22 protein-coding genes are annotated in these 21,183 nt (G+C 68.2%); 13 read left to right on the top strand and 9 right to left on the bottom strand.

All coding sequences use genetic code 11. The features are described from left to right. Window positions 1-19 precede the first annotated feature (19 nt). Window positions 20-1,126, bottom strand: coding sequence for a glycosyltransferase (locus AC1DTF_RS20730; protein WP_477475420.1), 1,107 nt, complete (start codon window positions 1,124-1,126; stop codon window positions 20-22). A gap of 128 nt (window positions 1,127-1,254) precedes the next feature. On the opposite strand from AC1DTF_RS20730, the gene AC1DTF_RS20725 reads away from it, so the two are divergent. Continuing rightward, complete coding sequence (locus AC1DTF_RS20725) at window positions 1,255-2,181, top strand: SDR family oxidoreductase (protein ID WP_477475419.1); 927 nt, start codon at window positions 1,255-1,257, stop codon at window positions 2,179-2,181. Window positions 2,182-2,187: 6 nt separating this feature from the next. Here the strand turns inward: AC1DTF_RS20725 and AC1DTF_RS20720 are convergent, their stop codons facing one another. Continuing rightward, complete coding sequence (locus AC1DTF_RS20720; RefSeq protein ID WP_477475418.1) at window positions 2,188-3,093, bottom strand: dienelactone hydrolase family protein; 906 nt, start codon at window positions 3,091-3,093, stop codon at window positions 2,188-2,190. 94 nt (window positions 3,094-3,187) lie between these two features. On the opposite strand from AC1DTF_RS20720, the gene AC1DTF_RS20715 reads away from it, so the two are divergent. The 5 genes from AC1DTF_RS20715 to AC1DTF_RS20695 all read left to right on the top strand — a co-directional run bounded on the left by AC1DTF_RS20715 (window position 3,188) and on the right by AC1DTF_RS20695 (window position 8,227). Then, window positions 3,188-4,975, top strand: a complete 1,788-nt coding sequence (locus AC1DTF_RS20715; RefSeq protein ID WP_477475417.1) for an N-acyl-D-amino-acid deacylase family protein — start codon at window positions 3,188-3,190, stop codon at window positions 4,973-4,975. Then, a complete protein-coding gene (locus AC1DTF_RS20710; protein WP_477475416.1) occupies window positions 4,965-5,408 on the top strand; it encodes a nuclear transport factor 2 family protein in 444 nt (147 codons plus the stop codon). Before AC1DTF_RS20715 ends, AC1DTF_RS20710 begins: the two co-directional genes overlap by 11 nt. A gap of 30 nt (window positions 5,409-5,438) precedes the next feature. After that, window positions 5,439-6,794 (top strand): cytochrome P450, encoded by a 1,356-nt coding sequence (locus AC1DTF_RS20705; protein ID WP_477475415.1) that lies wholly within the window; start codon window positions 5,439-5,441, stop codon window positions 6,792-6,794. Between the two features lie 83 nt (window positions 6,795-6,877). After that, window positions 6,878-7,360, top strand: a complete 483-nt coding sequence (locus AC1DTF_RS20700; protein WP_477475436.1) for a protein disulfide oxidoreductase — start codon at window positions 6,878-6,880, stop codon at window positions 7,358-7,360. Further along, window positions 7,361-8,227 carry a cytochrome c biogenesis CcdA family protein gene (locus AC1DTF_RS20695; RefSeq protein WP_477475414.1) on the top strand — a complete coding sequence of 289 codons (867 nt, stop codon included), beginning with the start codon at window positions 7,361-7,363 and terminating at the stop codon, window positions 8,225-8,227. Here the strand turns inward: AC1DTF_RS20695 and AC1DTF_RS20690 are convergent. The 4 genes from AC1DTF_RS20690 to bfr are packed head-to-tail and all read right to left on the bottom strand — an operon-like array spanning window position 8,178 to window position 11,779. After that, complete coding sequence (locus tag AC1DTF_RS20690; RefSeq protein WP_477475435.1) at window positions 8,178-8,564, bottom strand: hypothetical protein; 387 nt, start codon at window positions 8,562-8,564, stop codon at window positions 8,178-8,180. The genes AC1DTF_RS20695 and AC1DTF_RS20690 overlap by 50 nt on opposite strands. A gap of 47 nt (window positions 8,565-8,611) precedes the next feature. Next, window positions 8,612-9,094 (bottom strand): carboxymuconolactone decarboxylase family protein, encoded by a 483-nt coding sequence (locus AC1DTF_RS20685; RefSeq protein ID WP_477475413.1) that lies wholly within the window; start codon window positions 9,092-9,094, stop codon window positions 8,612-8,614. A gap of 42 nt (window positions 9,095-9,136) precedes the next feature. Then, complete coding sequence (locus AC1DTF_RS20680; protein ID WP_442928665.1) at window positions 9,137-11,233, bottom strand: MDR family MFS transporter; 2,097 nt, start codon at window positions 11,231-11,233, stop codon at window positions 9,137-9,139. A gap of 54 nt (window positions 11,234-11,287) precedes the next feature. Next, window positions 11,288-11,779: a bacterioferritin gene (gene bfr / locus AC1DTF_RS20675; RefSeq protein WP_057165492.1), complete on the bottom strand. Its 492-nt coding sequence runs from the start codon at window positions 11,777-11,779 to the stop codon at window positions 11,288-11,290. Window positions 11,780-12,039: 260 nt separating this feature from the next. Between bfr and AC1DTF_RS20670 the strand changes: the two genes are divergently transcribed. Together AC1DTF_RS20670 and AC1DTF_RS20665 are read left to right on the top strand one after the other, a co-directional pair. After that, on the top strand, window positions 12,040-12,249 hold the full coding sequence (locus AC1DTF_RS20670) for a hypothetical protein (protein ID WP_156409009.1): 210 nt from the start codon (window positions 12,040-12,042) through the stop codon (window positions 12,247-12,249). 4 nt (window positions 12,250-12,253) lie between these two features. After that, complete coding sequence (locus tag AC1DTF_RS20665; RefSeq protein WP_057165493.1) at window positions 12,254-12,448, top strand: (2Fe-2S)-binding protein; 195 nt, start codon at window positions 12,254-12,256, stop codon at window positions 12,446-12,448. A 4-nt stretch (window positions 12,449-12,452) separates the two neighbouring features. Here AC1DTF_RS20665 and AC1DTF_RS20660 read toward each other — a convergent pair whose 3' ends face one another. Both AC1DTF_RS20660 and AC1DTF_RS20655 read right to left on the bottom strand, forming a co-directional pair. Continuing rightward, complete coding sequence (locus AC1DTF_RS20660) at window positions 12,453-13,208, bottom strand: enoyl-CoA hydratase/isomerase family protein (protein WP_477475412.1); 756 nt, start codon at window positions 13,206-13,208, stop codon at window positions 12,453-12,455. Further along, the gene (locus AC1DTF_RS20655) at window positions 13,205-13,915 is read right to left on the bottom strand and encodes an EthD domain-containing protein (RefSeq protein WP_477475411.1); all 711 of its coding nucleotides are present in this window, start codon (window positions 13,913-13,915) and stop codon (window positions 13,205-13,207) included. The genes AC1DTF_RS20660 and AC1DTF_RS20655 overlap by 4 nt, the downstream gene beginning before the upstream one ends. Window positions 13,916-13,994: 79 nt before the next feature. On the opposite strand from AC1DTF_RS20655, the gene AC1DTF_RS20650 reads away from it, so the two are divergent. Then, window positions 13,995-15,995 carry an FUSC family protein gene (locus tag AC1DTF_RS20650; protein WP_477475410.1) on the top strand — a complete coding sequence of 667 codons (2,001 nt, stop codon included), beginning with the start codon at window positions 13,995-13,997 and terminating at the stop codon, window positions 15,993-15,995. Here the strand turns inward: AC1DTF_RS20650 and AC1DTF_RS20645 are convergent. Then, window positions 15,967-16,590: a PaaI family thioesterase gene (locus AC1DTF_RS20645; RefSeq protein ID WP_057165497.1), complete on the bottom strand. Its 624-nt coding sequence runs from the start codon at window positions 16,588-16,590 to the stop codon at window positions 15,967-15,969. The genes AC1DTF_RS20650 and AC1DTF_RS20645 overlap by 29 nt on opposite strands. Window positions 16,591-16,721: 131 nt before the next feature. Here AC1DTF_RS20645 and AC1DTF_RS20640 point away from each other — a divergent pair, with 131 nt between their 5' ends. From AC1DTF_RS20640 to AC1DTF_RS20625, 4 genes are read left to right on the top strand one after another with little or no spacing between them, the layout of a single operon-like run. Beyond that, window positions 16,722-17,393, top strand: coding sequence for a GntR family transcriptional regulator (locus tag AC1DTF_RS20640; RefSeq protein WP_477475409.1), 672 nt, complete (start codon window positions 16,722-16,724; stop codon window positions 17,391-17,393). A 57-nt stretch (window positions 17,394-17,450) separates the two neighbouring features. After that, complete coding sequence (locus tag AC1DTF_RS20635; RefSeq protein ID WP_477475408.1) at window positions 17,451-18,851, top strand: allophanate hydrolase; 1,401 nt, start codon at window positions 17,451-17,453, stop codon at window positions 18,849-18,851. 2 nt (window positions 18,852-18,853) lie between these two features. Next, on the top strand, window positions 18,854-19,543 hold the full coding sequence (locus tag AC1DTF_RS20630) for a cysteine hydrolase family protein (RefSeq protein ID WP_477475434.1): 690 nt from the start codon (window positions 18,854-18,856) through the stop codon (window positions 19,541-19,543). Between the two features lie 12 nt (window positions 19,544-19,555). Further along, complete coding sequence (locus tag AC1DTF_RS20625; RefSeq protein WP_477475407.1) at window positions 19,556-21,151, top strand: SulP family inorganic anion transporter; 1,596 nt, start codon at window positions 19,556-19,558, stop codon at window positions 21,149-21,151. Window positions 21,152-21,183: the final 32 nt, after the last annotated feature.

Raw genomic sequence — 21,183 nt, 5'->3', positions numbered from 1 at the left:
CGGCTGCGAGATTTCGGTGTCAGCGCCGGGCAAGGACGTCGAGCATGCCGGCGGCCGCGCGGGGCCAGGTGAATTGCTCGGCGCGGCGGCGGGCGTTGCTACGGCGCGGTCCTTCGGGCCGGGAGATGACGGAGGTGACCGCCCGCGCGATGGCCGCCGGATCGTTGTCGGCGGTCGCGCCACTGTCGGCGGTCAGGATCTCGGCGAGCGCCGAGGTGCGCGACACCACCGCGGGGGTGCCGCAGGCCAGTGCCTCCAGTGCCGCCAGGCCGAAGGTCTCGTGCGGGCCCGGCGCCAGGGCGACGTCCGCGGAGGCCAGGATCCCGGCGACGGTGTCGCGGCATCCGATGTACCCGGTGAAGTCCACGGGCAGCCCGGCGGCCTGCCGTTCCAGTCGGGTCCGCAACGGCCCCTCCCCGACCACCACCAGACGCGCGTCGATACCTGAATCACGCAGTGCACCAACGGTATCGATGCTCCGGTGGGCGTGTTTCTCCACCGACAGCCTGCCGCAGTGCACCAACAGGGTCTGTTCCGGTTGCGCCCACCGGCTGCGCAGCTGCGCGCTGCGGTGCCGGGGATGGAACTGATCGAGGTCCACGCCGAGCGGGACGGTGACGACATTGTCCGCACCGATTCGGTCGAACTCCGCACGGGCAAACGCCGTGGTGCAGACCACGGCGTCGTAGTTCCGCGCGGTCCGGCGATTGGCGATGTCGGCGACCGCGCGGGCAGCACGCGGCGGAAGGACCTGCCCGACGAGGCGGTCCAGCCGTTCATGGGAGATCATCACGGTCGCGACGCCGTGCCGTCTGCCCCACGGGCCGAGCGATCGCAACGTCAGCCGGTCGGACACCTCAAGTGCGTCGGGTTCCAGTTCGTCCAGCAGCGCGGTGACCGGGCCGGGCAGCACTGCGCGGTAACCACCGGTCAAGGGAATCAGCCGTGCCGGCAGCGACAGCCGGGTGACACCCGAGTCCAGGATGTGTCGGGACGGGCGGTCACCGGGCACCACGAGGGTGACCTGGTGGCCGGCCGCGGTGTACTCCGCACCGAGTCGGTCGATGGCGGTCCGCAGGCCTCCGGACCGCGGACCGTAGAAGTTCGCGACCTGGACGACTCGCATGTGCCCATCACAGCTGCCACCCATGTGCGGTCGAACACGCCCGCCCTACCAGTGTGTTAACTCAGGGTGAATGTGCGCTATGCGGGTTCGCCCACGAGGTTCGGTGTCCACGCGCATACTTTGCGTCCATGGCCGGATTACCGGGCCCCGGGGCGCTTCGCGGCCGGGTTGCCGTCGTGGCCGGCGCCACTCGGGGCGCCGGCCGGGGTATCGCTGCGGCCTTGGGCGAAGCCGGGGCGACCGTCATCTGCACCGGCCGCACCAGCGTCACCGGACGCGGAGGTTCGGACTATGACCGCCCGGAAACCATCGAAGAGACTGCAGCACTGGTGAATTCGCTGGGCGGCACCGGCGTGGCGATCCAGGTCGACCATCTGGTCCCCGACCAGGTTCGCGCGCTCGCGGACCGTATTCGCGACGAACACGGGACCATCGACATCCTGGTGAACGACATTTGGGGCGCGGAGGTGCTGAAGGGCCCGCCGGCGACCTGGGGGCGGCCGATGTGGGAGCACGACCTCGATGACGGGCTGCGCATCATCGATCTCGGGGTCCGCACGCACCTGATCACCTCACACTGCCTATTACCGCTGATGGTCACCCGACCCGGCGGCCTGCTGGTGGAAATCACTGATGGCACAACCGAATACAACGCCGATACGTTCCGGCTGTCGGTTTTCTACGACCTCGCCAAGTTGGCCGTCAACCGGCTCGCCTTCAGCCACGGACACGAACTGCGGCAGGTCGGCGCGACCGCCGTCGCCGTCAGCCCCGGCTGGCTGCGTTCGGAGATGATGCTGGACAACTACGGGGTGACCGAGGACAACTGGCGCACGGCGCTGCACGCCGGTCGCGACGACGGTTACCCGAGTGCGCCGCCAGGATTCGCCGAGTCGGAGACACCGCGGTTCGCCGGGCGTGGGGTGGCCGCGATCGCGGCCGACGAGATGCGGGCGCGCTGGAATCAGCGATCGGTGACGTCGGTGGAGCTGGCCAGGGAGTACGGCTTCACCGATATCGACGGCTACTGCCCGGACGGGTGGGGCACGACCTGAGCGAGGTCACCCGACGTGCGCGGACAGCCAGTCCAAGGTCCGTCGCCACGCGTCCGCGGCGGCCCCGGCGTCGTACCGGTCACCGGTGTCATTGAAGAAGGCGTGGTTGGCCCCGGGCTCGGTCACCAGTTCATGGACCAGGCCGGCCCGCTCCAGCGCGGCCCGGGCGACCGGTTCGCTCGCATTGACCCGCTGGTCCAGCTCACCGTAGAAGCCGAGCACGGCGACGTCTTTCGATCCGGCGAAGTCCGGGTTGTCGGGGGTGGGCCCGTAGAACGGGAGGGCCGCGGCGAGTTCGGGAGTGCCTGCGGCCAACAGCCGCCACACCAGTCCACCGCCCATGCAGAAACCGATGGCCGCGACCTTGGCCCCCGGGGTGCGTGCCGAGACCTCGGCGATCCCCGACTTCAGGTCGGCGACCATGTCCTCGGGCGCGCGGTTGCCCAGTGCGGCGGTCGCCTCGGCGGGGTCGGCAAAGGTCGCGGTGCCGCCATTCCCGGAGAGCAGGTCGATCGCGAGGCTCGAGTAGCCGACGCCGGCGAGGCGGCCGGCCACGGTGCGAACCCAGTCGTTGAGGCCCTTGTTCTCGTGGATCACCAGGACGGCACCCTTGGGATCGGCCGCCTGCGCCCACGCTCCCTGCAGTTCACCCTTGGGGCCCGCCCAGGTGATCGCGGCGGTCTCCAGGGCCGTCTCCATCCCTGGCGGGGTGGACGCCGGCGGGGTGGACGTCTCGGTCGACGACGGACTCGGCTGGGCGGAGTTCGATCCGCAGGCCGCGATCAGGGCGGTTGCCGCGGCCGTGCCCACGCCCAGCAGCGCGAGCCGGCGCAGCGCTTCCCGTCGGGACAGCAGCCCATCGACATGGTCGGTGGCGATCTCTTCGGCGATATAACGCTGCAAAGGAGTCACGGTGTCGATTATGCGCCGCCCCGGAGTAGACACCTTTTGGAATCTGTTCACGATTTTCGTTGACACCCCTGCACCGCACTGCTCTGATGTCTGGGTGACCTACGACACAATCATCCGCGGCGGCCGCTGGTTCGACGGGACGGGTGCGCCGTCGGCGCTCCGCAACATCGGCATCCGCGACGGCCAGGTCGCCGCGATCTCCGCCGAAGCCCTGGACGAAACCGGCTGCCCCCAGATCCTCGATGCYGCCGGGAAATGGGTGCTGCCCGGCATGCTCGACATCCACACCCACTACGACATCGAGGTGCTCGGCCTACCGTCGTTGCCCGAGTCACTGCGCCACGGCGTCACCACGGTGATGCTCGGCTCGTGCTCACTGTCGACCGTGCACGTCGGTGGCGTCGACGCCGGGGATCTCTTCGGCCGGGTCGAGGCCATCCCCCGCGAATTCGTGATCGACACCGTCGACCGGAACAAGACCTGGACCGGGGCCGAGCAGTATGTCGAGGCCCTGGAGTCGCTGCCGCTGGGGCCCAACCTCGCGGCGTTCATCGGCCACTCCGATATGCGTACCGCGGTGATGGGCCTGGACCGCGCCACCCGCAGACGGCACCGACCGACCCGGCGCGAGCAGGCCCGAATGGAAGCCATGCTCACCGAGGCGCTGGACGCCGGATTCGTCGGAATGTCCTCGCAACAACTGCTTTTCGACAAGATCGACGGAGACGTCTGCCGCTCGCGAACGCTGCCGTCCACCTACGCCGGCCCACGCGAGCTACGCCGACTCAAGTCCTTGCTGCGTCGCGCCGGCCGGGTCCTGCAGTCCGGGCCGGATATCCAGAACCCGGTCAACCTGGCCTCACAGCTGGCCCAGTCGCTGGGCGTCTTCCGCAATCCGCTCAAGACCAGCCTGCTGTCCGCGGCAGACATCAAGGCCAATCCGCACGCCATCAAGCTGCTGGGCCCGCTGGCCCGGGTCATCAATGCCCTGGGCGGCAACTTCCGCTGGCAACACCTGCCGGTCCCGTTCGAGGTCTACGCCGACGGTATCGACCTGGTGGTGTTCGAGGAGTTCGGTGCCGGTGCCGCCGCACTACACCTGCGCGATGAAGTGGCGCGCAACGATCTGCTGCGAGATGAGTTGTATCGCAGGCAGTTCCGCAAAGACTACGAGAACCGTTTCGGTGTCCGGGTCTGGCAGCGCGACTTCCATGACGCCGAGATCGTGGACTGCCCGGACAGCACGGTCATCGGCAGCTCCTTCGGTCAGGTGGGCCTGGACCGCGGCGTGCACCCGGTGGACGCATTCCTGGATCTGGTGCTTGAGCACGGACAAGCCCTGCGCTGGCGTACCACCATCTCCAACCACCGGCCCGACGTGCTCAAGAAGCTGGCCCGCGAACCCGGCATTCAGCTCGGATTCTCCGACGCCGGCGCGCACCTGCGGAACATGGCGTTCTACAACATGGGTCTGCGGCTGCTCAAGCACGTGCGTGACGCCGAGAACGCGGGCAAGCCGTTCATGACGATCGAGCAGGCCGTGCACCGGCTCACCGGCGAGTTGGCCGACTGGTACCGGCTCGATGCCGGGCATCTGCGCATCGGGGACCGCGCCGACGTGGTCATCGTCGACCCCGCCCGGCTGGACGCCTCCCTGGAGGCCTACGCCGAGGAACCCGTCGACTGCTACGGCGGGCTGCCCAGGATGGTCAACCGCAACGACGACACCGTCAGCGCCGTGCTGGTGGGCGGGCGCGCGGTGTTCCTCGATGGCCGCCCGACCGACCTGCTCGGCAACCAGCGCACCGGGCGATTCCTGCGGGCCGCACACCGCGCCCCCGCACTGCCCACCGACAAGAGCGAATTGGCACGTGTCAGCTGAACTTACCGTCCTGGGCATGTGGCGGGCGCTGTCCGCGCGCGACTGGGATCAGGTGAAGACCCACCTCGCGCCCGACTGCATCTACGCGGACATGCCGGTGGGCCCGGCCGCCGCGGCGCGCGGCCCCGAGGACATCGTCAAGCGGCTCAAGATCGGCCTGGAGGTCCTGTCCGGCTACGAAAACCACGACGGGTTGCTGGTCGCCGACGGACCGAACGTCATGTACGAGCATTCCGAGACCTGGACGTGGCCGACCGGTGAGGTCGCTCAGTTGCGCTTCGTCACCGTGCACGAGGTCGTCGACGACAGGATCACCATCTGGAAGGACTACTGGGACATGAGTGCGCTAGCCAACTTCGCGCCGCCGAACTGGCTGGCCGACTTCGCCACCGCCGACATGTCCTGGGTGTACGACGCGACAGATCTGCTGTGAGGACCGCGGTCCGCGCCTAGACTCATACACGTGACCGAGATCGCGTTGCCGCCCGGGCCACCGCTGCCGCCAGGCATCCAGGCCGCGCTGCTGATGAAGTTCTGGCCCCGGTTCGTCTCGACCTGCCGCCGCCGTTACGGGGACGTGTTCACGCTGCGGGTGGCCTCCATGGGCACCCTCATCTACCTGGCCCGGCCCGACGACATCAAAACCGTGTTCGGTGGCGACCCGGCGGTCTACCACGCGGGCGAGGCGAACTCGATGCTCGCCGGACTGTTGGGCTCCAGCTCGGTACTGGTCGTCGACGACGAGGAACACCGCGACCGCCGGCGGCTCATGCTGGCGCCCTTCCGCCGCGAGGCAGTGACCCGTCAGACCGGACTGATCGCCGCGATCGCGGCGGACAACATCGCGGGCTGGCCGATCGGCCGTAGCTTCGCGGTGGGCCCGAGGATGTCCGAGATCACGCTTGAGGTGATCCTGCGGACCGTCATCGGCGCCACCGACGAACACCGGCTGGCGCAGTTGCGCGCCATCATGCCGAAACTGCTCAGCGTCGGGGTCTGGGAGTCGTTCGCGATCAACACCCCGGGCCTGCAACGCCTGGCGCCGTGGCGCCCGTTCCGGGATCGCCTGCGGGAGGCCGACCGTCTGCTCTACGCCGAAATCGCCGAGCGCCGGGCCGACCCGGAACTGGACAGCCGCACCGACGCGCTGGCCATGATGATCCGCGCCGGCGACATGACCGATGTCCAACTGCGCGATCAACTGATGACCCTGCTGGTCGCCGGTCACGACACGACCGCGACCGCGCTGTCGTGGGCGCTGGAACGGTTGACCCGGCACCCGGAGGTGCTGAGCAGGGCCGTGCACGCGGCGCGCGGCGGCACCGACGAGTACCTCGATGCCGTGTGCAAAGAGGTGCTGCGGATCCGGCCGGTGGTCTTCGATGTCGGGCGCATCCTGACCGAACCGACGGAGGTCGCCGGCTACCGGCTGCCCGCGGGGGTGATGGTGGCTCCGGGCATCGGACTGGTACACCGCGACGCCGGCCAGTACGCCGATCCCGATCGATTCGACCCGGACCGGATGCTCGGCGCYTCGCTGGGACCGACGACGTGGCTGCCGTTCGGCGGCGGCAATCGCCGATGCCTCGGCGCGAATTTCGCCTTGGTGGAGATGGCGGTCGTGCTGCGCGAGGTGCTGCGCCGCGTCGATCTGCACACCAGCACCGCTCGTGCCGAGCGCCCACGGGTCAAGGGCGTCATCCTCATCCCGCACCGCGGCGCCCGGATCCGCGCCAGGGCGGTCCACGCCGCACCGGTGGCGTCATGCCCGCATCACGAGAGCGCCGATGTTCGAACCGGACTGGCACGGGGTACGTGATACCAGCTGAGGCCCGCAGCATCCTGGCTGTGGACCAGCTGAAATCCCCGGAGGTCCCCGTGACATTTCCGTTCGCTCGGCGGCTGCGTTCGCTCGCCGTCACACTGTTCGCCTCCGGGCTGATATTCGGTATCGCCGGCGCCCCAACGGCGGTGGCCGACGACCGGCTCCAGTTCACCGGTACCACCCTGTCGGGTGCCCCCTTCGACGGCACGAGCTTGCAGGGCAAGCCTGCGGTGCTGTGGTTCTGGACGCCGTGGTGCCCGTTCTGCAACCAGGAGGCGCCCACCGTCAGCAAGGTGGCGGCGGCCAACCCGGACGTGACGTTCGTCGGGGTGGCGGCGCGCTCCGATGTCGGCGCCATGCAGGAATTCGTCACGCGCTACAACCTCGGCTTCACCAACCTCAACGACGCCGACGGGTCCCTGTGGACGAAGTTCAATGTGCCCTGGCAGCCGGCCTATCTTTTCGTCACGGCCGACGGCACATCGAGTTTCGTGAACAACCCGACCTCGGCGATGTCGGAGCAGGATCTGGCGGCCCGGGTCAGCGCACTCACCGCCTAGATGGAAGGTGATCTGCTCGGTCTGGCGTTCGGGGCCGGGTTGATCGCGGCGGTCAACCCGTGCGGGTTCGCCATGCTGCCCGGCTATCTCAGTCTGGTCATTCAGCCCGATGTGGGCACCGGACGGGCGGTCGGGCGCGCCGTGACCGCGACGGCCGCCATGACGCTCGGCGTGCTGGTGGTGTTCGCCGCGTTCGGGGCGCTCACTGTGTCCGTTGCGTCCACGGTCCAGCAATACGTGCCGTTCGCCACCGTGCTGATCGGCGTCGCACTCGTCGTTCTCGGCGGGTGGCTGCTGCTCGGGAGATCGCTCAAGCTGCCGGTGCAACCGGGGTCGCGGTGGGCACCGACCGCGCGCGTCGGATCCATGCTCGGATACGGGGTCGGGTTCGCGCTGGCGTCACTGTCCTGCACGGTCGGGCCGTTCCTGGCGGTGACCGCCGGCGCAGCCCGCTCGGCGTCATGGCGCGACAGCGTGCTGGTCTACCTGGCGTATGCGGGCGGCTTCGCGGTGATCGTCGGGGCGCTGGCGGTCTCCACCGCACTGGCCAGTTCCGCGTTGCTCGACCGGATCCGCCGAATACTGCCGTACGTCAACAGGATCAGCGGCGCCCTGCTCATCGTAGTGGGTGCGTACGTGGCGTACTACGGCGTCTACGAGATCCGGCTCTTCCACGGCACAGGCGACCCCGCCGACCCGGTGGTCGGCGCGGCCGGGCGCCTACAGGGAGCGCTGGCCGGCTGGGTGCACGACCACGGTGGATGGCCTTGGCTGGCACTGCTTCTGGTGGTACTGACGCCGGCGGTGGCGATCGGAGTCAGCCGGCGAGCAGCACGGTCCCGGCGACGATCAGTGACGCAACTTTGATCAGCTCCAGGACTACATAGACATGGTGTGCCCGGGACCGGGGTAGCCGGGCGGCCTCCGGCCCGGCGGCCAGTACCGCATCGGAGCGTCTGCTCAAAAGTGGTCGTACGACGGTCAACTGGGCAATCAGCGCGAGAGCGGCGATGACACCCGCGATCAGCGCCGTGCGGGGCGGAGCCGCCGACACCAGCGCGACGGCGACAGCGGTGGCCAACACCACCTCGACAGCGTTGAGCGCACGGAAGACCACCCGGCCGATACCGAGCCCGATCTGCAGCGTCACGCCGGGTGCCCGGAACTTCAGCGGGGCCTCGAGGAACGAGATGGCCAGCACCATGCCGAGCCACACGAAGGTCAGCGCGGCGCCGACCGCCGAAGCAACGGTCAAAGCGTGATCTTGCAGGACTGGCCGATGTCGAGGGTGCGCAGCATCCGGCCCATGCCCAGCCACATGGCGCAGGAGAGGGCAAGGTCGGTCAGCAGCTCATCGCTGAACTGGGCGCGACACCGCTCCCAGAATTCCTCGTCATCACGCAGCCCGGTGTGATCGCCGGCGAAACGCTCGGCGAACTCCGCGGCAACGCGCTCCTGCTCGCTGTAGCCCGGCCAGGTGCGCCACACGGCGGCATGGTCGTAGAGGTCTTCGTCGACGCCGGCCTCGATCCCCGCCGAGTCACGCGTGTTCTGGCAGACCACGCACTCGTTGTCCAGCGCGATCACCATCCTGGCCAGTTCCCGCACCCGCATGGGCAGCCGGTTCTTGTTGTAGACGGCGTGGGTGAATCCGGCCATCGCGACACCGATGTCGGGTGACTTGGTGATCCACGCGGCGGCGTCGTCGTCAGCGAAATCTCCGATACGGCTCATGGAAACGAAGATACGCCCGATGACCTCGAATTGGAACGTGTTCTAGTTTTTTGGACCGGCCGCAGCGGTCAGCTCGGCACGGTCTTCGACCCATTGCGGCTGCAGCACCATCCGGTGCGCGATGCGTTCCAGCGCGGCCTCGACCTGCAGCCGATCCGGCCGCCCCTGGCGATCCGGCGCGGTCTCGTCGATGCCCGTCACCCCGGCAAGCCGGTCTACCAACTTGCTGACCAAGGCGTCGATCGCCACGCCCACCTGGTGCGCGCCGGCCTGCGTCAGCCACAGCTGATCCCCGGTGCGCAGTGCGTAGCCGGTCTCCACCAACCGGTCGAAGGCCGGCTCCAACACCTCCGGTGGCAGCCGTCGCAGTTCGGCAATCTGGCTCAGTGTCGCCGAACCGTACACCTGGCTGTGCCGGTAGATCTGGACCACCGCCCACAACCTGGCCACGTCGAGTTCACAGCCCGGATACTCGGTCAGCCTGCGCAACCGGATATCGGGCGAGTCCCGGAAAACCCTGGCCACCGCGATCTCCAGGATCTCATCGGAGGTTTCGGGTGCGGGCATCCCGAAGCCTTCGCCGAGATCGGAGGCCGAGACCGCATCCATTTCGCGCAGCGGGATCTCCTTGAGGAACAACGAGACCACGAATCCGACCAGGGCCACCGGGGCCGCACACAGGAACACCAGCCCCAGCGAATCCGCGTACGCCTCGATGATCGGCGCGGCCATTTCGGGCGGCAACTCGCGCAACGCCTGCGGGGACTCGGCGGCGATCGGCGGTGCCCCGCTGATGGCCAGCGCATCCGCGATCCGCCCGGACAGGAAGTTGGCGAACAGCGACCCGAAAATCGCCGCCCCGAAGGAACTTCCGATGGTCCGGAAGAACGTGACACCCGAGGTCGCCACCCCCAGATCGGAGAAGTTCGCGGTGTTCTGCACCACCAGGACCAGCACCTGCATGCACAAGCCGATACCGGAGCCCAGCACGAACAGGTACAGCGACTGCATCCAGAACGCCGTCTGCGCGTCCATCGTCGACAACAGCAGGAAGCCGACGACCATGATGGCAGTACCGGCGACGGGGAAAATCTTGTAACGACCGGTGCGCCCGACGATCGAACCGCTGCCGATCGAGGTGATCAGCATGCCGGCCACCATCGGCAAGGTGCGCAGACCGGACACCGTCGCCGATACCCCGTCGACGAACTGCATGAACGTCGGCAGGAACGTCATGGCGCCCAGCATCGCGAAGCCGACGATGAACGCCAGCACGCAGCACACCGAGAACACCTGTCCGGCGAACAGCCGGATCGGCAGAATCGGTTCCGTCGCATGCAGTTCCACCCGCACGAACGCCGCCAGCGCGATGAGCGATCCCACGAACAGCCCGATGATCATCGGGGAGGTCCAGGCGTACTCGCCGCCGCCCCAACTGGTGGCCAGGGTCAGGCCGGACGCGCCCAGACCGACCAGCGCGATGCCCGCGTAGTCGAGCACCGGCCGGGACTTGCGGGCCAGCGCCGGGATGGCAACCGTGGCGACCACGAACACCACCACGGCAACGGGAACGTTGATCCAGAACGCCCAGCGCCACGACAGGTGATCGGTGAAGAAGCCGCCGAGCAGTGGTCCGATCACGGTGGTGACGCCGAAGACCGCCCCCAGTGCTCCCTGATAGCGGCCGCGATCGCGCAGCGGGATCACCTCGCCGATCACGGCCGTCGCGGTGACCATCAGAGCGCCGCCCCCGATGCCCTGCAGCGCTCGGGCGCCGACCAGCATCGACATCGATCCGGCCAGCCCGCACAGCACCGAGCCGAACAGGAAGAAGACCACCGCCACCTGGAACACCGACTTGCGGCTGAACAGATCGCCCAGCTTGCCCACGACGGCAGTGGCGATCGTCGAGGCCAACAGGTAACTGGTGACCACCCAGGATTGGTGGCCCGCACCCCCGAGATCGGATACCACCGTCGGCAGCGCGGTGGCGACGATGGTCTGGTCGAGCGCGGCAAGCAGCATGCCGAGCAGCACCGCGACGAAGATGATGTTGCGCCGCTGCGGACTGATCAGCGCACTCACCGTGCCGGTGTCAGCGGCCGTCACAAATATCCTCGGTCCTCCCCGACCCAGCAGAATATTAGCTTTGCTACCTAATATACGCGGGGGCCGGGTCCGCCGACCGCGCGGTTACCCGGTACCCACGCTGGGCGGCCGCGACACGCACTGCGCGGAGTACAGCTCCTCACCCAGGGTGTCCATCAACTGCAGCTGGGTTTCCAGGTAGTCGATGTGGCTTTCCTCGTCGGCGAGAATCGTCTCCAGGATGCCGGCCGAGGTGGCGTCCTGTTTCTCACGGCACATGACGACGCCGGGACGCAGCCTGGCCACCACCTCGTACTCGATCGCGAGGTCCGATTCGAACTGCTCGCGCAGGGTCTGGCCGACACGGAGCGAGAACAGCCGCTGATAGTTCGGCAGGCCGTCGAGGAGCAGAATCCGATCGGTGATCGTTTCCGCGTGACGCATTTCCTCGAATGATTCTTCCCGGGTGTGGCGGGCCAATTCGGTGAATCCCCAATTGTCCTGCATCTTCGAATGCAGGAAATACTGGTTGATCGCCGTGAGTTCACTCGTCAGCTGCTCATTGAGCAGTTTGAGAACGTCTGGATCGCCTTGCATGTCGCTCCTAGGCACCTGAGGGCTGGTCAAGTTTGTTATAGCCGTGCGCCTCTGAATCTAGTCCAGTGGACAGGTGGCGGCGAGAGCGGCGACGGCGGTTCGGAGACATTTTTCAGACGGGTTCGGCGCGCCGTAGGTGAGGCTAACCCTAGTCAGAGGCCTTGTTATGGACTGGCTACCCTTAGTTAGGTTACACTGACCTAACCCGCTGACGGTCGACGTCGGCAGCCCGGATCAACGCGGATGCAATGGGAGGAACGGTGGCGGAATTCAATTCCCAGTCGTCCGTTCCCGCCGTCGCGCTATCGCCGCGCAACGCCATTTCCGCATTGACATTCGAGATGAATGATCGCCATTCGACGGCGAATATGAATGCCCGCCTTTTCTCCGGATACGCACCGCTGCCCGGGCGCGAAAACAATGGCGCACCGCAGCCCGTTCCAATGTTGTCCACGGACACGGCGGCCTGAGCGCATGTTCGTCTGTCTGTGCACCGGAGCCACCACCCAGGCCGTCCACGACGCGGTCGCCGCGGGTGCCACCACCTCCCGGCAGGTCGCAGACGCCTGCGGCGCCGGTTCGGACTGCGGCCGGTGCCGTCGCACGGTGCGGGCCATCCTGGCGGCCTCCCGCACCGCCGTCGACTGCCCGGTGCACGCAGGGCGCTGACGGCCTAGCCGCGACCGTCCACGAACGAGGCCAGCGCATCCACATTGGCCGCCTGCCCCAACAGCTCGGCGAACAGGGCGTTCTCCCGTTCGCTCGCCGCGGCGATACCCGGACGGACCGGCTCCATCATCGTCTGCTTGACCGCGAGCAGGCTGTTGAGCGGCCGCGAGGACAGCACCTCGGCGTGCCGCCGGGCCTCAGCCAGCAACTCGTCGGGCTCACAGACCTTCCACACCAGTCCCATGCGCAGCGCCTCGGTGGCGTCCACCCACTCCGAGGACAGCAGCAGCCAGGCCGCGTTCTGCCGGCCGATCAACCGCGGCAACAGATATGAGGACGCGGCCTCCGGCGGCACGCCCAGGCTGGTGAACGGGCACTTCAGTCGGGCAGTGCTGGACATGAAGGCCAGGTCGGCATAACCGAGGATGGTGGTGCCGATGCCCAGTCCGACACCGTTGACCGCGCAGATGAGCGGCTTGGGGAAGGCCGCCAGCGCTTCCAGCATGCCGCGGAACCCGTGCTTACCGGGCTGATAGTTCGGGTCGGTGACCAGCTTCTGCATCTCCACCAGGTCGTTGCCGGCGCTGAAGGCGCGCCCGGCGCCGGTCAGCAGCAACACCGAGACTTCGGGGTCCTCGGCCGCCGCCAGCAGCGCCTCGGTGGTCGCGTCGTAGAGCGCCTCACTGAAGGCGTTGAGCGCCTCGGGGCGGTTGAACGTCAGGGTGCGTACCCGATTCTCATCGGCGATCAACAGTGTCACGGTTGCAGCGTAAGGGTCGGGGTCCACAGCACGTAGCGACTGGTCGGCACCGTGTCGATGTCGCGGTCCGCGCCGAACCGCGCCACGCTGGCCGCCATCTTGCCCATCCGGTCGCCGAGATCCGCATCGTCAGCGGCGCCGAAGAACGCATGCAGATCCGACACGGCCTCGATGGGGAACAGTTCCTCGACGATGGCGTCGATCGGCGGCGCGTCCGGTGTCAATGCCCGCACGACGGTGTTCTGGGTGTAGCCGAAGGTCGCCTGGGTCGCGATGGCCACCGGCGTGTGGTCGATGTGCCAGCGCTGCAGCCACGTTGCGATGTCCAGGTCCGGTGGCCGCCGCAGCAATGCCACGTTGGCCAGGCCCGGGGTGCGGGCGCTCGGCGCCACCTCCGGACCCGGCAGCGGCACCGACTCCGTCACCAGATAGGCGGCCGATACCTGGCATTCGGCCGCGAGCAGCTCCAGCGCTCTGCGCAGCGCCGCGCCGTAATACTGCTGGGTCCAGACGCTGACCACCGCCGCCACCGGCGGATCCAGGGTGGTGAGCGTCATCATCGAGGCGCTGACCGCCGCGTCGCGCACGTTCACCGTCAGGCCTGCGAGATCGAGCTCGGACAACTCGGTGGCGACCCGGGTCCGCAACCGGGTGCACCACTGTTCGTCGGGATTCGCGGAGCGCAGTGTGACCATGACCTTTTCCACCCGCTGAACCTAACAAGACGATCGCACCTGCCACACCCGTCCGCCGGGTAACAATGGCGGGGTGACCATCGGCCGTCAAATGCGACTGACGTTGTATGACGCCGGCGCGGTCGGGCGCAGTCTTGCCGGGGTGCTGGCGGTCGTGCTGGTGGCGGCCTGGGTGAGTTCGGCCGCCGCCGCGGTCAGTGCCGGCGCTGCCGCCATCGTCGCGGGGGCGAGCGCCCTGCAGGACAGTCCGCGTAGCCGGTTCCCCACCGTCGTGGTGGTGTCGCTGGAGATGGCCCTGGCCGTCCTGCTGGGGTCGGTGACCGAGGGCAACAGCATCGCGTTCGTCGTCGTGACGGCGCTGTGGTGCGTCGCGGCCGGGCTGCACTGGGCCATCAGCGCCAACGCCGGGCTGGTGGCCGCCGCCGGCGCGGCGCTCATCCTGACGACGGCCCCCACCGCGCACACCGTGGGATCGGTGTCGGCCACCGTGGCACTCGCCCTGGTCGGTGGACTCTCACAGGCCGTCCTGATCGCGGCCTGGCCGCAACGCCGGTGGCGCACCCAGCGCAGCGCTCTCACCCGCGCCTACCTGTCCCTGGCCGCCGATGCCGACCGGATCGCCGTCGACTCCGACACCCGGATCGACACGGAACCGATGATCCGGCTGCGGGACGCCTTCACCGTGAGCGAGGCGCTGGCCAAACGTCGACCACCGATCTACCGCGGCTGGTACAGCCTGCCCGAGCGCATCGCCGAGTCGTTGGCCGGGCTCGGCGCGCACAATGACGACGACGCCGTCGTGCGGGTGCTGCACAGTGCCTCGGAGTTGCTGGTCATCGTGGCCCACGCCAGGCGGCGGTCCCGAGGCGAACTGGGCTACGCGACCGGCCAATTGGATGGTGCGGCGGACGGCGTACAGGGTGACGCACGGGAAATCGCGCTGCGGTTGTCGACCCAGCTCCGCGAGGCCGTGGAACTACGGTTCGGGCAGTTCGAACCCGAGCAGGTCGCGGATCTGGGACGCGCAGTGGTGCCCGACGCGCTGACCGCGACCGCCGGTTTGGTGCGCTCCCAGCTCACCGGAAACTCGCCCATCCTGCGTCACACGGTGCGGCTGACCGCCGCGACGGCCGTCGGGGTGGCGCTGTGGCGCTTCGGCGGTATGCCGCACGGCGTGTGGGTGCCTTTGACGGTGCTGATGGTGCTGCGCCCCGAGACAGCGCACACCTACACCCGGTGCGTCGGTCGTATCGGCGGCACCGCAGCCGGGGTGGCCGTGGCCGCGGTGCTGGCGTCCCTGACCGAACCCACGGCACTGGTGTCGGCGCTGTTGGCGTTGACCTTCCTGGCGGTCGGTTATCTGACCTCCGAATTCAGCTACGTCGGGGTGAACACGGCCATCGCGGGTGCGCTCGTCTTCCTGATCGACACCGGTGGCCCGGGCGGGGCCGGGGCGATCGGCGATCAGCTGCTGGCGGTGGTGACCGGTGGCGGACTGGCCGTCGCCGTGCACGTGCTGGTGCCGGACAACGCTCTGGTCCGGTTGCGGCAACGCGCCGGCGAGCTCCTGAAGACCGAAATCGACTATGCGGCAACCGTCATCAAGGCCTTCGTGCACGACCTCGACCATCCGAAGGAACAGCTGGAATCGGCGTGGGGGCGTGCGGTCAGCGCGCGCGCCGCGTTCGAGGCCACCGCGGGCGCCACCGGCACGGAGTCCGGATCGCTGCGGCGGTGGATGCGCTCCTACCGGGCCGCGTTGAACTCGGTCACCACATCGTGTGCCGCCCTGGAGGCGCATCTGCCTGCGCACCCGCCACCCAACCTGAACCGCGAATTCGTGGCCGCCGTCGACGATTACGTCAAAGCACTGTCCGGTGAACCGGCGACTCCGGCCGCGCCGTGGAGTGTGGACACCGACGCACTGCTGGCAGCCAGCGCGAGCGTGCGCGACGCCGCGTCGTCGCTGACCGACGCGCACGCCGCGGAACGGCTGCTGGTGGGCGAGATCGCCACCATCACCGGGGTGGTCACCGAGATCGCGACACGCGATATCGGGCTGTCTAGTCCCGGGCCCACTTCGGCCGGATGAAGACGCCCTCGGCCTGAACGGTAGGCCCCTCGGCATCCGAGATGATGCCGGCGGCATAGGTTTTCACACCTTCGGTACGAACGATCGCGGCCTCGACGTGCAGTGCGCCCAGCGGCGTCGGACGCAGATAGCGCATGCTGATCGTCCCGGTCAATCGCGGGCTGGTGGCGGGGCTCGCCGATTCACCGAGCACATGATCGAGGATCAGCGCGGCCACTCCCCCGTGCACATGCCCCGGCGGACCTTCGTAGGCGGCGCCGAGCGTGAAATCGGCGAACACCCCGCCGTCGTCCTTGTGCTGAATGTGCAGCGGCGGCGCGATCGGGTTGCGCAGGCCGATGACGGCGTTACCCCACGGCATCCGGTCTCCATGCGCGGTGAATCGCACCCCGAACGGCCCGTCGAGCTGATCGGTGCGCAGGGCTGCCGTCGCGGCATCGATCTGGGCCTTCGCGGCGGCCACCGTCTCGGCATCTGCCGCCGTGCGGATGGTGGCGTCGATGAGTTCGCGCACCGATTCGGTGAGGGGCCGGTAGATGTGGCGAAGGCGCTCGACGTCCTCGGCACTGAGGTCCTCGAGAGTGAAGTCCAGCATCCGAGAACTAGAACACGTTCTATCGGCGGTGTCGAGTCACCGGCCGCGGCCGACCCGGCAGCGCACCGCAAAAGTTCCTACGATGGCCACTGAGTCGGCACAGGCCGGCATGAGGGGGCACCGAACCTGCCATGGCGGCACCGAGGATTGACGGATCGCAGCACGAGTCGCCCGCGACGCTCGTCGATGTCGCCGGCAGCAGGCTGCGTGCCGCCATCCTCAGTGGCGCGCTCGGCCCCGGCGACAAGCTCGTCGAAGAACAGTTGTGCGCCGACTTCGGCATCGGCCGGGCCCCGCTGCGGGAGGCGCTGCGCCTGCTGACCCAGCAGGGACTCGTCGAAAGGGTCCCCCGTCGCGGCTCACGGGTGGCCGACTGGTCCCCGGACGAGATCCTGCAGTTGTTCGCGCTGCGGCACGTGCTGGAACGGCATGCGATCGAGACGGCGCTACCGCTGGCCGATCCGCCGACCGCACTGCAACCGGTACGCCGGGTGCTCGATGAGATGCGCAGCGCCACAGACGAGCTGGAACGCGACGACGCCCACCGGCGCTTTCACGCCGCGGTCGTCGGATTGGCGGGCCGGCGTCAGCTCGACATCGCCCTGGAACCGATCCTGATCAAGTTGCAGCTCCCGATGGCGATGAACCTGCGTGAGGAAGCCCGGCACCACCGGTCCAGTGACGGGATCGACCGGCATCTGGCCATCCTCACCGCCCTGGAGAGCAACAACTCCGACACCGTGATCACCGCGCTGGAAGATCACGGTCACCTGCAGTATCTGAACCTGCCGCCGAATCGCTAACACGATCGACACACGGGCGTTCCGCGAACGCCATCATTTTGTCGACAATTTCCAACTATGGGTTTTGAAGCGCACGGCCCGTCCATCGGCCCGTCGGTAGCGGAGATCCTCGCCTCGCATGCGGGCGGGACGGGTTCGCCGACGAAGACGGCCGCTCGGGTGGCCGATGCCATTGCCGCACGCGGGGACGACGGGACCTGGCTGTCCACGGTGCCGCGCGAGGAGCTGCTGGCGGCCGCGGCCGAGATCGAGAGCCGCCCGGCGGCGCGCACGCTGCCGCTGTACGGGGTTCCGTTCGGGGTCAAGGACAGCATCGACGTCGCCGGGATACCGACGACACTGTCCTGCCCGGATTACGCCTACCTCGCCGAGCGGACCGCACCGGCCGTGCAGCGGCTACTCGATGCCGGCGCGCTCTACGTCGGCAAGACGAACCTGGACCAGTTCGCCACCGGCCTCAACGGAACCCGGACCCCGTACCCGGTGCCGCGCAGCGTCTTCGGCAACGAGATGATATCCGGCGGTTCCAGCTCGGGTTCGGCTCTGGCGGTCGCCCTCGGGCAGGTTCCGTTCGCGGTCGCGACCGACACCGCGGGGTCCGGACGGGTGCCGGCCGCACTCAACGGGGTGGTCGGGTTCAAGCCGTCACGCGGCCTGATCAGCACCGTCGGCCTGGTACCGGCGTGCAAATCGCTGGACTGCCTCAGCGTGATGGCCGGCTGCATCGGTGATGTGGACCGCGTCTTCGAGGTGATGGCCGGCCGCGATGACGACGACGCCTGGTCTCGGGACCGCGGTGCGCGATATGACGGACGGACGATCCGGGTCGGCCTGCCGCCGGTGGACGACCTGGAGTTCTTCGGCGATGACTCGGTGCGCGCGGCGCACCTGAACTTCCGCGAACAGCTGAGCCGTCAGGTGACGGTCGTCGAGGTGTCGCTGGAACCGTTCCTCGCCGCGGGCGCCCTGCTGTATCAGGGGCCCTGGGTGGCCGAGCGCCTGGTCGAGTTCGGCGAATTCCTGTCCACCCGACCGGATTCCATTCACCCGGTGGTGCGCGACATCTTCCGCAGCGGACTGGCCTACACCGCGGTCGATGCGTTCGCCGCGCTGCAACGTCTGCAGGAACTCAAGGCGCACGTGGCCAGGGTGTGGCAGACCATGGACGTGCTGGTGGTCCCGACCATCGGCACCACCTTCACCGTCGACGAGGTGCTGGCACGTCCCATCGACACGAACACCATGCTCGGGCACTACACCCATTTCGGGAACCTGCTCGATCTGCTGGGCATCGCGGTCCCGGCCGGCACCACCACCGACGGCCGGCCGCACAGCGCCATGCTGCTGGCCAACGCCGGATCCGATGACACCGCACTGGCTTTGGCCGCACAGATCCTCGACGAACCCCGCGCCCCCGCCGCAACACCAGCCACGACGCGCCACAAGGAGCAGGTATGAGTATGACTTCCGTCGATGTGCCCGCCGAGCCATCGCCGTTCCCTCTCATCAGCGGCCGGACCGCACTCATCATCATCGACATGCAGCGGGACTTCCTGTTGCCCGGTGGATTCGGCGAAAGCCTCGGCAACGACGTCGACCAACTGCTCAAGGTGGTGCCGCCGCTGGCCGCGTTGGTCGCCGCGGCCCGCGAGGCCGGGATCCTGGTCATCCACACCCGGGAAGGACACGTTCCCGACCTGTCGGACTGCCCGCCGGCCAAACTCAGTCGCGGCGCCCCGTCCAAACGCATCGGCGATCCCGGGAAGTACGGCCGCATCCTGATCCGCGGCGAGTACGGCCACGACATCGTCGACGAACTGAGCCCCGTCGACGGCGAGGTGGTGATCGACAAACCCGGCAAGGGCGCGTTCTACGCCACCGAGCTACAGGACGTGCTCGGACGCGCCGGGATCACCCAGCTGCTGGTCACCGGTGTCACCACCGAGGTGTGCGTGCACACCACCACCCGCGAGGCCAACGATCGCGGTTACGAATGCCTGGTGGTATCCGATTGCGTGGGTTCGTATTTCCCGGAGTTCCAGCGGGTGGGGCTGGAAATGATCAAGGCCCAGGGGGGCATCTTCGGCTGGGTCGCCGACAGCTCGGCAGTCATTCCCGCACTACACACCCTCGCGCTGTCCGCCGCCTGAAAGGACCCAGTCATGAGCACCGAGATCTCCGATCCCCCCGTCGACCCGCCCACCGAGAAGCCCGCGCCGACGGTCGCCTGGTGGACCCGTGGCGACACCAATGCCTTCTTCGGTCTGGGCTTCAACATCCTGGTCAACGTCCTCACCCTGACCGGCCTGATGATCGGCGTCATCGCCGTGCCGGCCGGAGACGTGCTCGGCACCGTGCTGCCCGCCCTGGGCGTCGCACTGATCCTGGGCAACTTGTACTACACCTTCCTGGCCCGGCGGCTTGCCAAGCGGGAGAACCGGTCCGACGTCACCGCGCTGCCGTACGGGCCGTCGGTGCCGCACATGTTCATCGTGGTGTTCGTCGTGATGCTGCCGGTGTACCTGAACACCGACGATGCGGTCCAAGCCTGGTCGGCCGGATTGGCCTGGGCGTTCATGATCGGTGTGATCGTGATGATCGGCGCGTTCGTCGGCCCCTACATCCGCAAGCTGACCCCGCGGGCGGCCATGCTCGGCACCCTGGCCGGCATCTCGATCACCTTCATCTCGATGCGACCGGCCGCGCAGATGTGGGAGGCGGCCTGGATCGGCCTGCCCGTGCTGGCCATCATCCTGATCGGGTTCTTCACCGACGTGAAACTGCCGTTCGGCATCCCCGTCGGACTGGCGGCGCTACTGGTGGGCACCGCGATCGGCTGGATCGGTGGCTACATGTCGGCACCCGATGTCGGTCAGGCCTTCTCCGACATCGCCGTCGGCATCCCCGATCTGCGTCTGGACCTATTGTTCTCCGGGCTGTCCAACCTGGCGCCGTTGCTGGGCACCGCAATTCCCCTGGGTGTGTACAACTTCACCGAGGCGATGAGCAACGTCGAGAGTGCGGCCGCCGCGGGTGACAACTACAACCTGCGCAGCGTGCTGCTGGCCGACGGTGCCGGCGCGGTGGTCGGATCGGCATTCGGATCGCCGTTCCCGCCCGCGGTCTACATCGGCCACCCCGGCTGGAAGGACGCCGGCGGCCGGGCGAGCTACTCCCTGGCCAGCGGTCTGATGATCGGGATCTTCTGTTTCGTCGGGCTGTTCGGCATCTTGGATGCGCTGCTGCCGGTGCCCGCGATCGTGCCGATCCTGCTCTACATCGGCCTGCTCATCGGAGCGCAGGCCTTCCAGGCGGTCCCCCGCCTGCACGCCATCGCCGTGGTCGCCGCCATACTGCCCAACCTCGCCGAGTGGGCCAAGACCCAGGTCGACAACGCGCTCAACGCGGCGGGAACCTCGGCGTCCGAGGTCGGCATGGAGGCGCTCAACGGTGCCGGCGTGGTCTACGAGGGGTTGAAGACGCTCGGCGAGGGCGCGGTGCTCGTCGGCCTGATCCTCGGCACCATGGTGACCTTCATCCTGGACAAGAAGTTCCGCTATGCCGCGATCGCGGCGACCGTCGGCGCCGCGCTGAGCTTCATCGGCCTGATCCACGCACCCGAGGTCTCCTGGGCGGCCAGTCCCGCAGTGGCCCTTGGCTATCTGTTCTTCGCCGTGGTCTGCCTGGCTTACTCGCTGCTGCCCGGCGCGAAGGACCCGGTGGTCGTCGACGAGTCCGATATCGTCGCCGGCCACTGAACCGGGCGAAACTCGCGTACCCGTCGTAAAAC

It is taken from the genome of Mycobacterium sp. P4_H6, from assembly GCF_056400845.1.
The sequence above is the reverse complement of the archived record's forward strand: the minus strand, read 5'-3'. Positions and strand labels throughout refer to the sequence as shown.

Coding starts and splice junctions, on each gene's coding strand:
- AC1DTF_RS20665 (WP_057165493.1), top strand. CDS start 12,254: ATGTTCGTCTGTCTGTGCACCGGAGCCACCACCCAGGCCGTCCACGAC.
- AC1DTF_RS20640 (WP_477475409.1), top strand. CDS start 16,722: ATGGCGGCACCGAGGATTGACGGATCGCAGCACGAGTCGCCCGCGACG.
- AC1DTF_RS20635 (WP_477475408.1), top strand. CDS start 17,451: ATGGGTTTTGAAGCGCACGGCCCGTCCATCGGCCCGTCGGTAGCGGAG.
- bfr (WP_057165492.1), bottom strand. CDS start 11,779: ATGCAAGGCGATCCAGACGTTCTCAAACTGCTCAATGAGCAGCTGACG.
- AC1DTF_RS20625 (WP_477475407.1), top strand. CDS start 19,556: ATGAGCACCGAGATCTCCGATCCCCCCGTCGACCCGCCCACCGAGAAG.
- AC1DTF_RS20650 (WP_477475410.1), top strand. CDS start 13,995: ATGCGACTGACGTTGTATGACGCCGGCGCGGTCGGGCGCAGTCTTGCC.
- AC1DTF_RS20690 (WP_477475435.1), bottom strand. CDS start 8,564: ATGGTGCTGGCCATCTCGTTCCTCGAGGCCCCGCTGAAGTTCCGGGCA.
- AC1DTF_RS20725 (WP_477475419.1), top strand. CDS start 1,255: ATGGCCGGATTACCGGGCCCCGGGGCGCTTCGCGGCCGGGTTGCCGTC.
- AC1DTF_RS20730 (WP_477475420.1), bottom strand. CDS start 1,126: ATGCGAGTCGTCCAGGTCGCGAACTTCTACGGTCCGCGGTCCGGAGGC.
- AC1DTF_RS20630 (WP_477475434.1), top strand. CDS start 18,854: ATGACTTCCGTCGATGTGCCCGCCGAGCCATCGCCGTTCCCTCTCATC.
- AC1DTF_RS20645 (WP_057165497.1), bottom strand. CDS start 16,590: ATGCTGGACTTCACTCTCGAGGACCTCAGTGCCGAGGACGTCGAGCGC.
- AC1DTF_RS20685 (WP_477475413.1), bottom strand. CDS start 9,094: ATGAGCCGTATCGGAGATTTCGCTGACGACGACGCCGCCGCGTGGATC.
- AC1DTF_RS20695 (WP_477475414.1), top strand. CDS start 7,361: ATGGAAGGTGATCTGCTCGGTCTGGCGTTCGGGGCCGGGTTGATCGCG.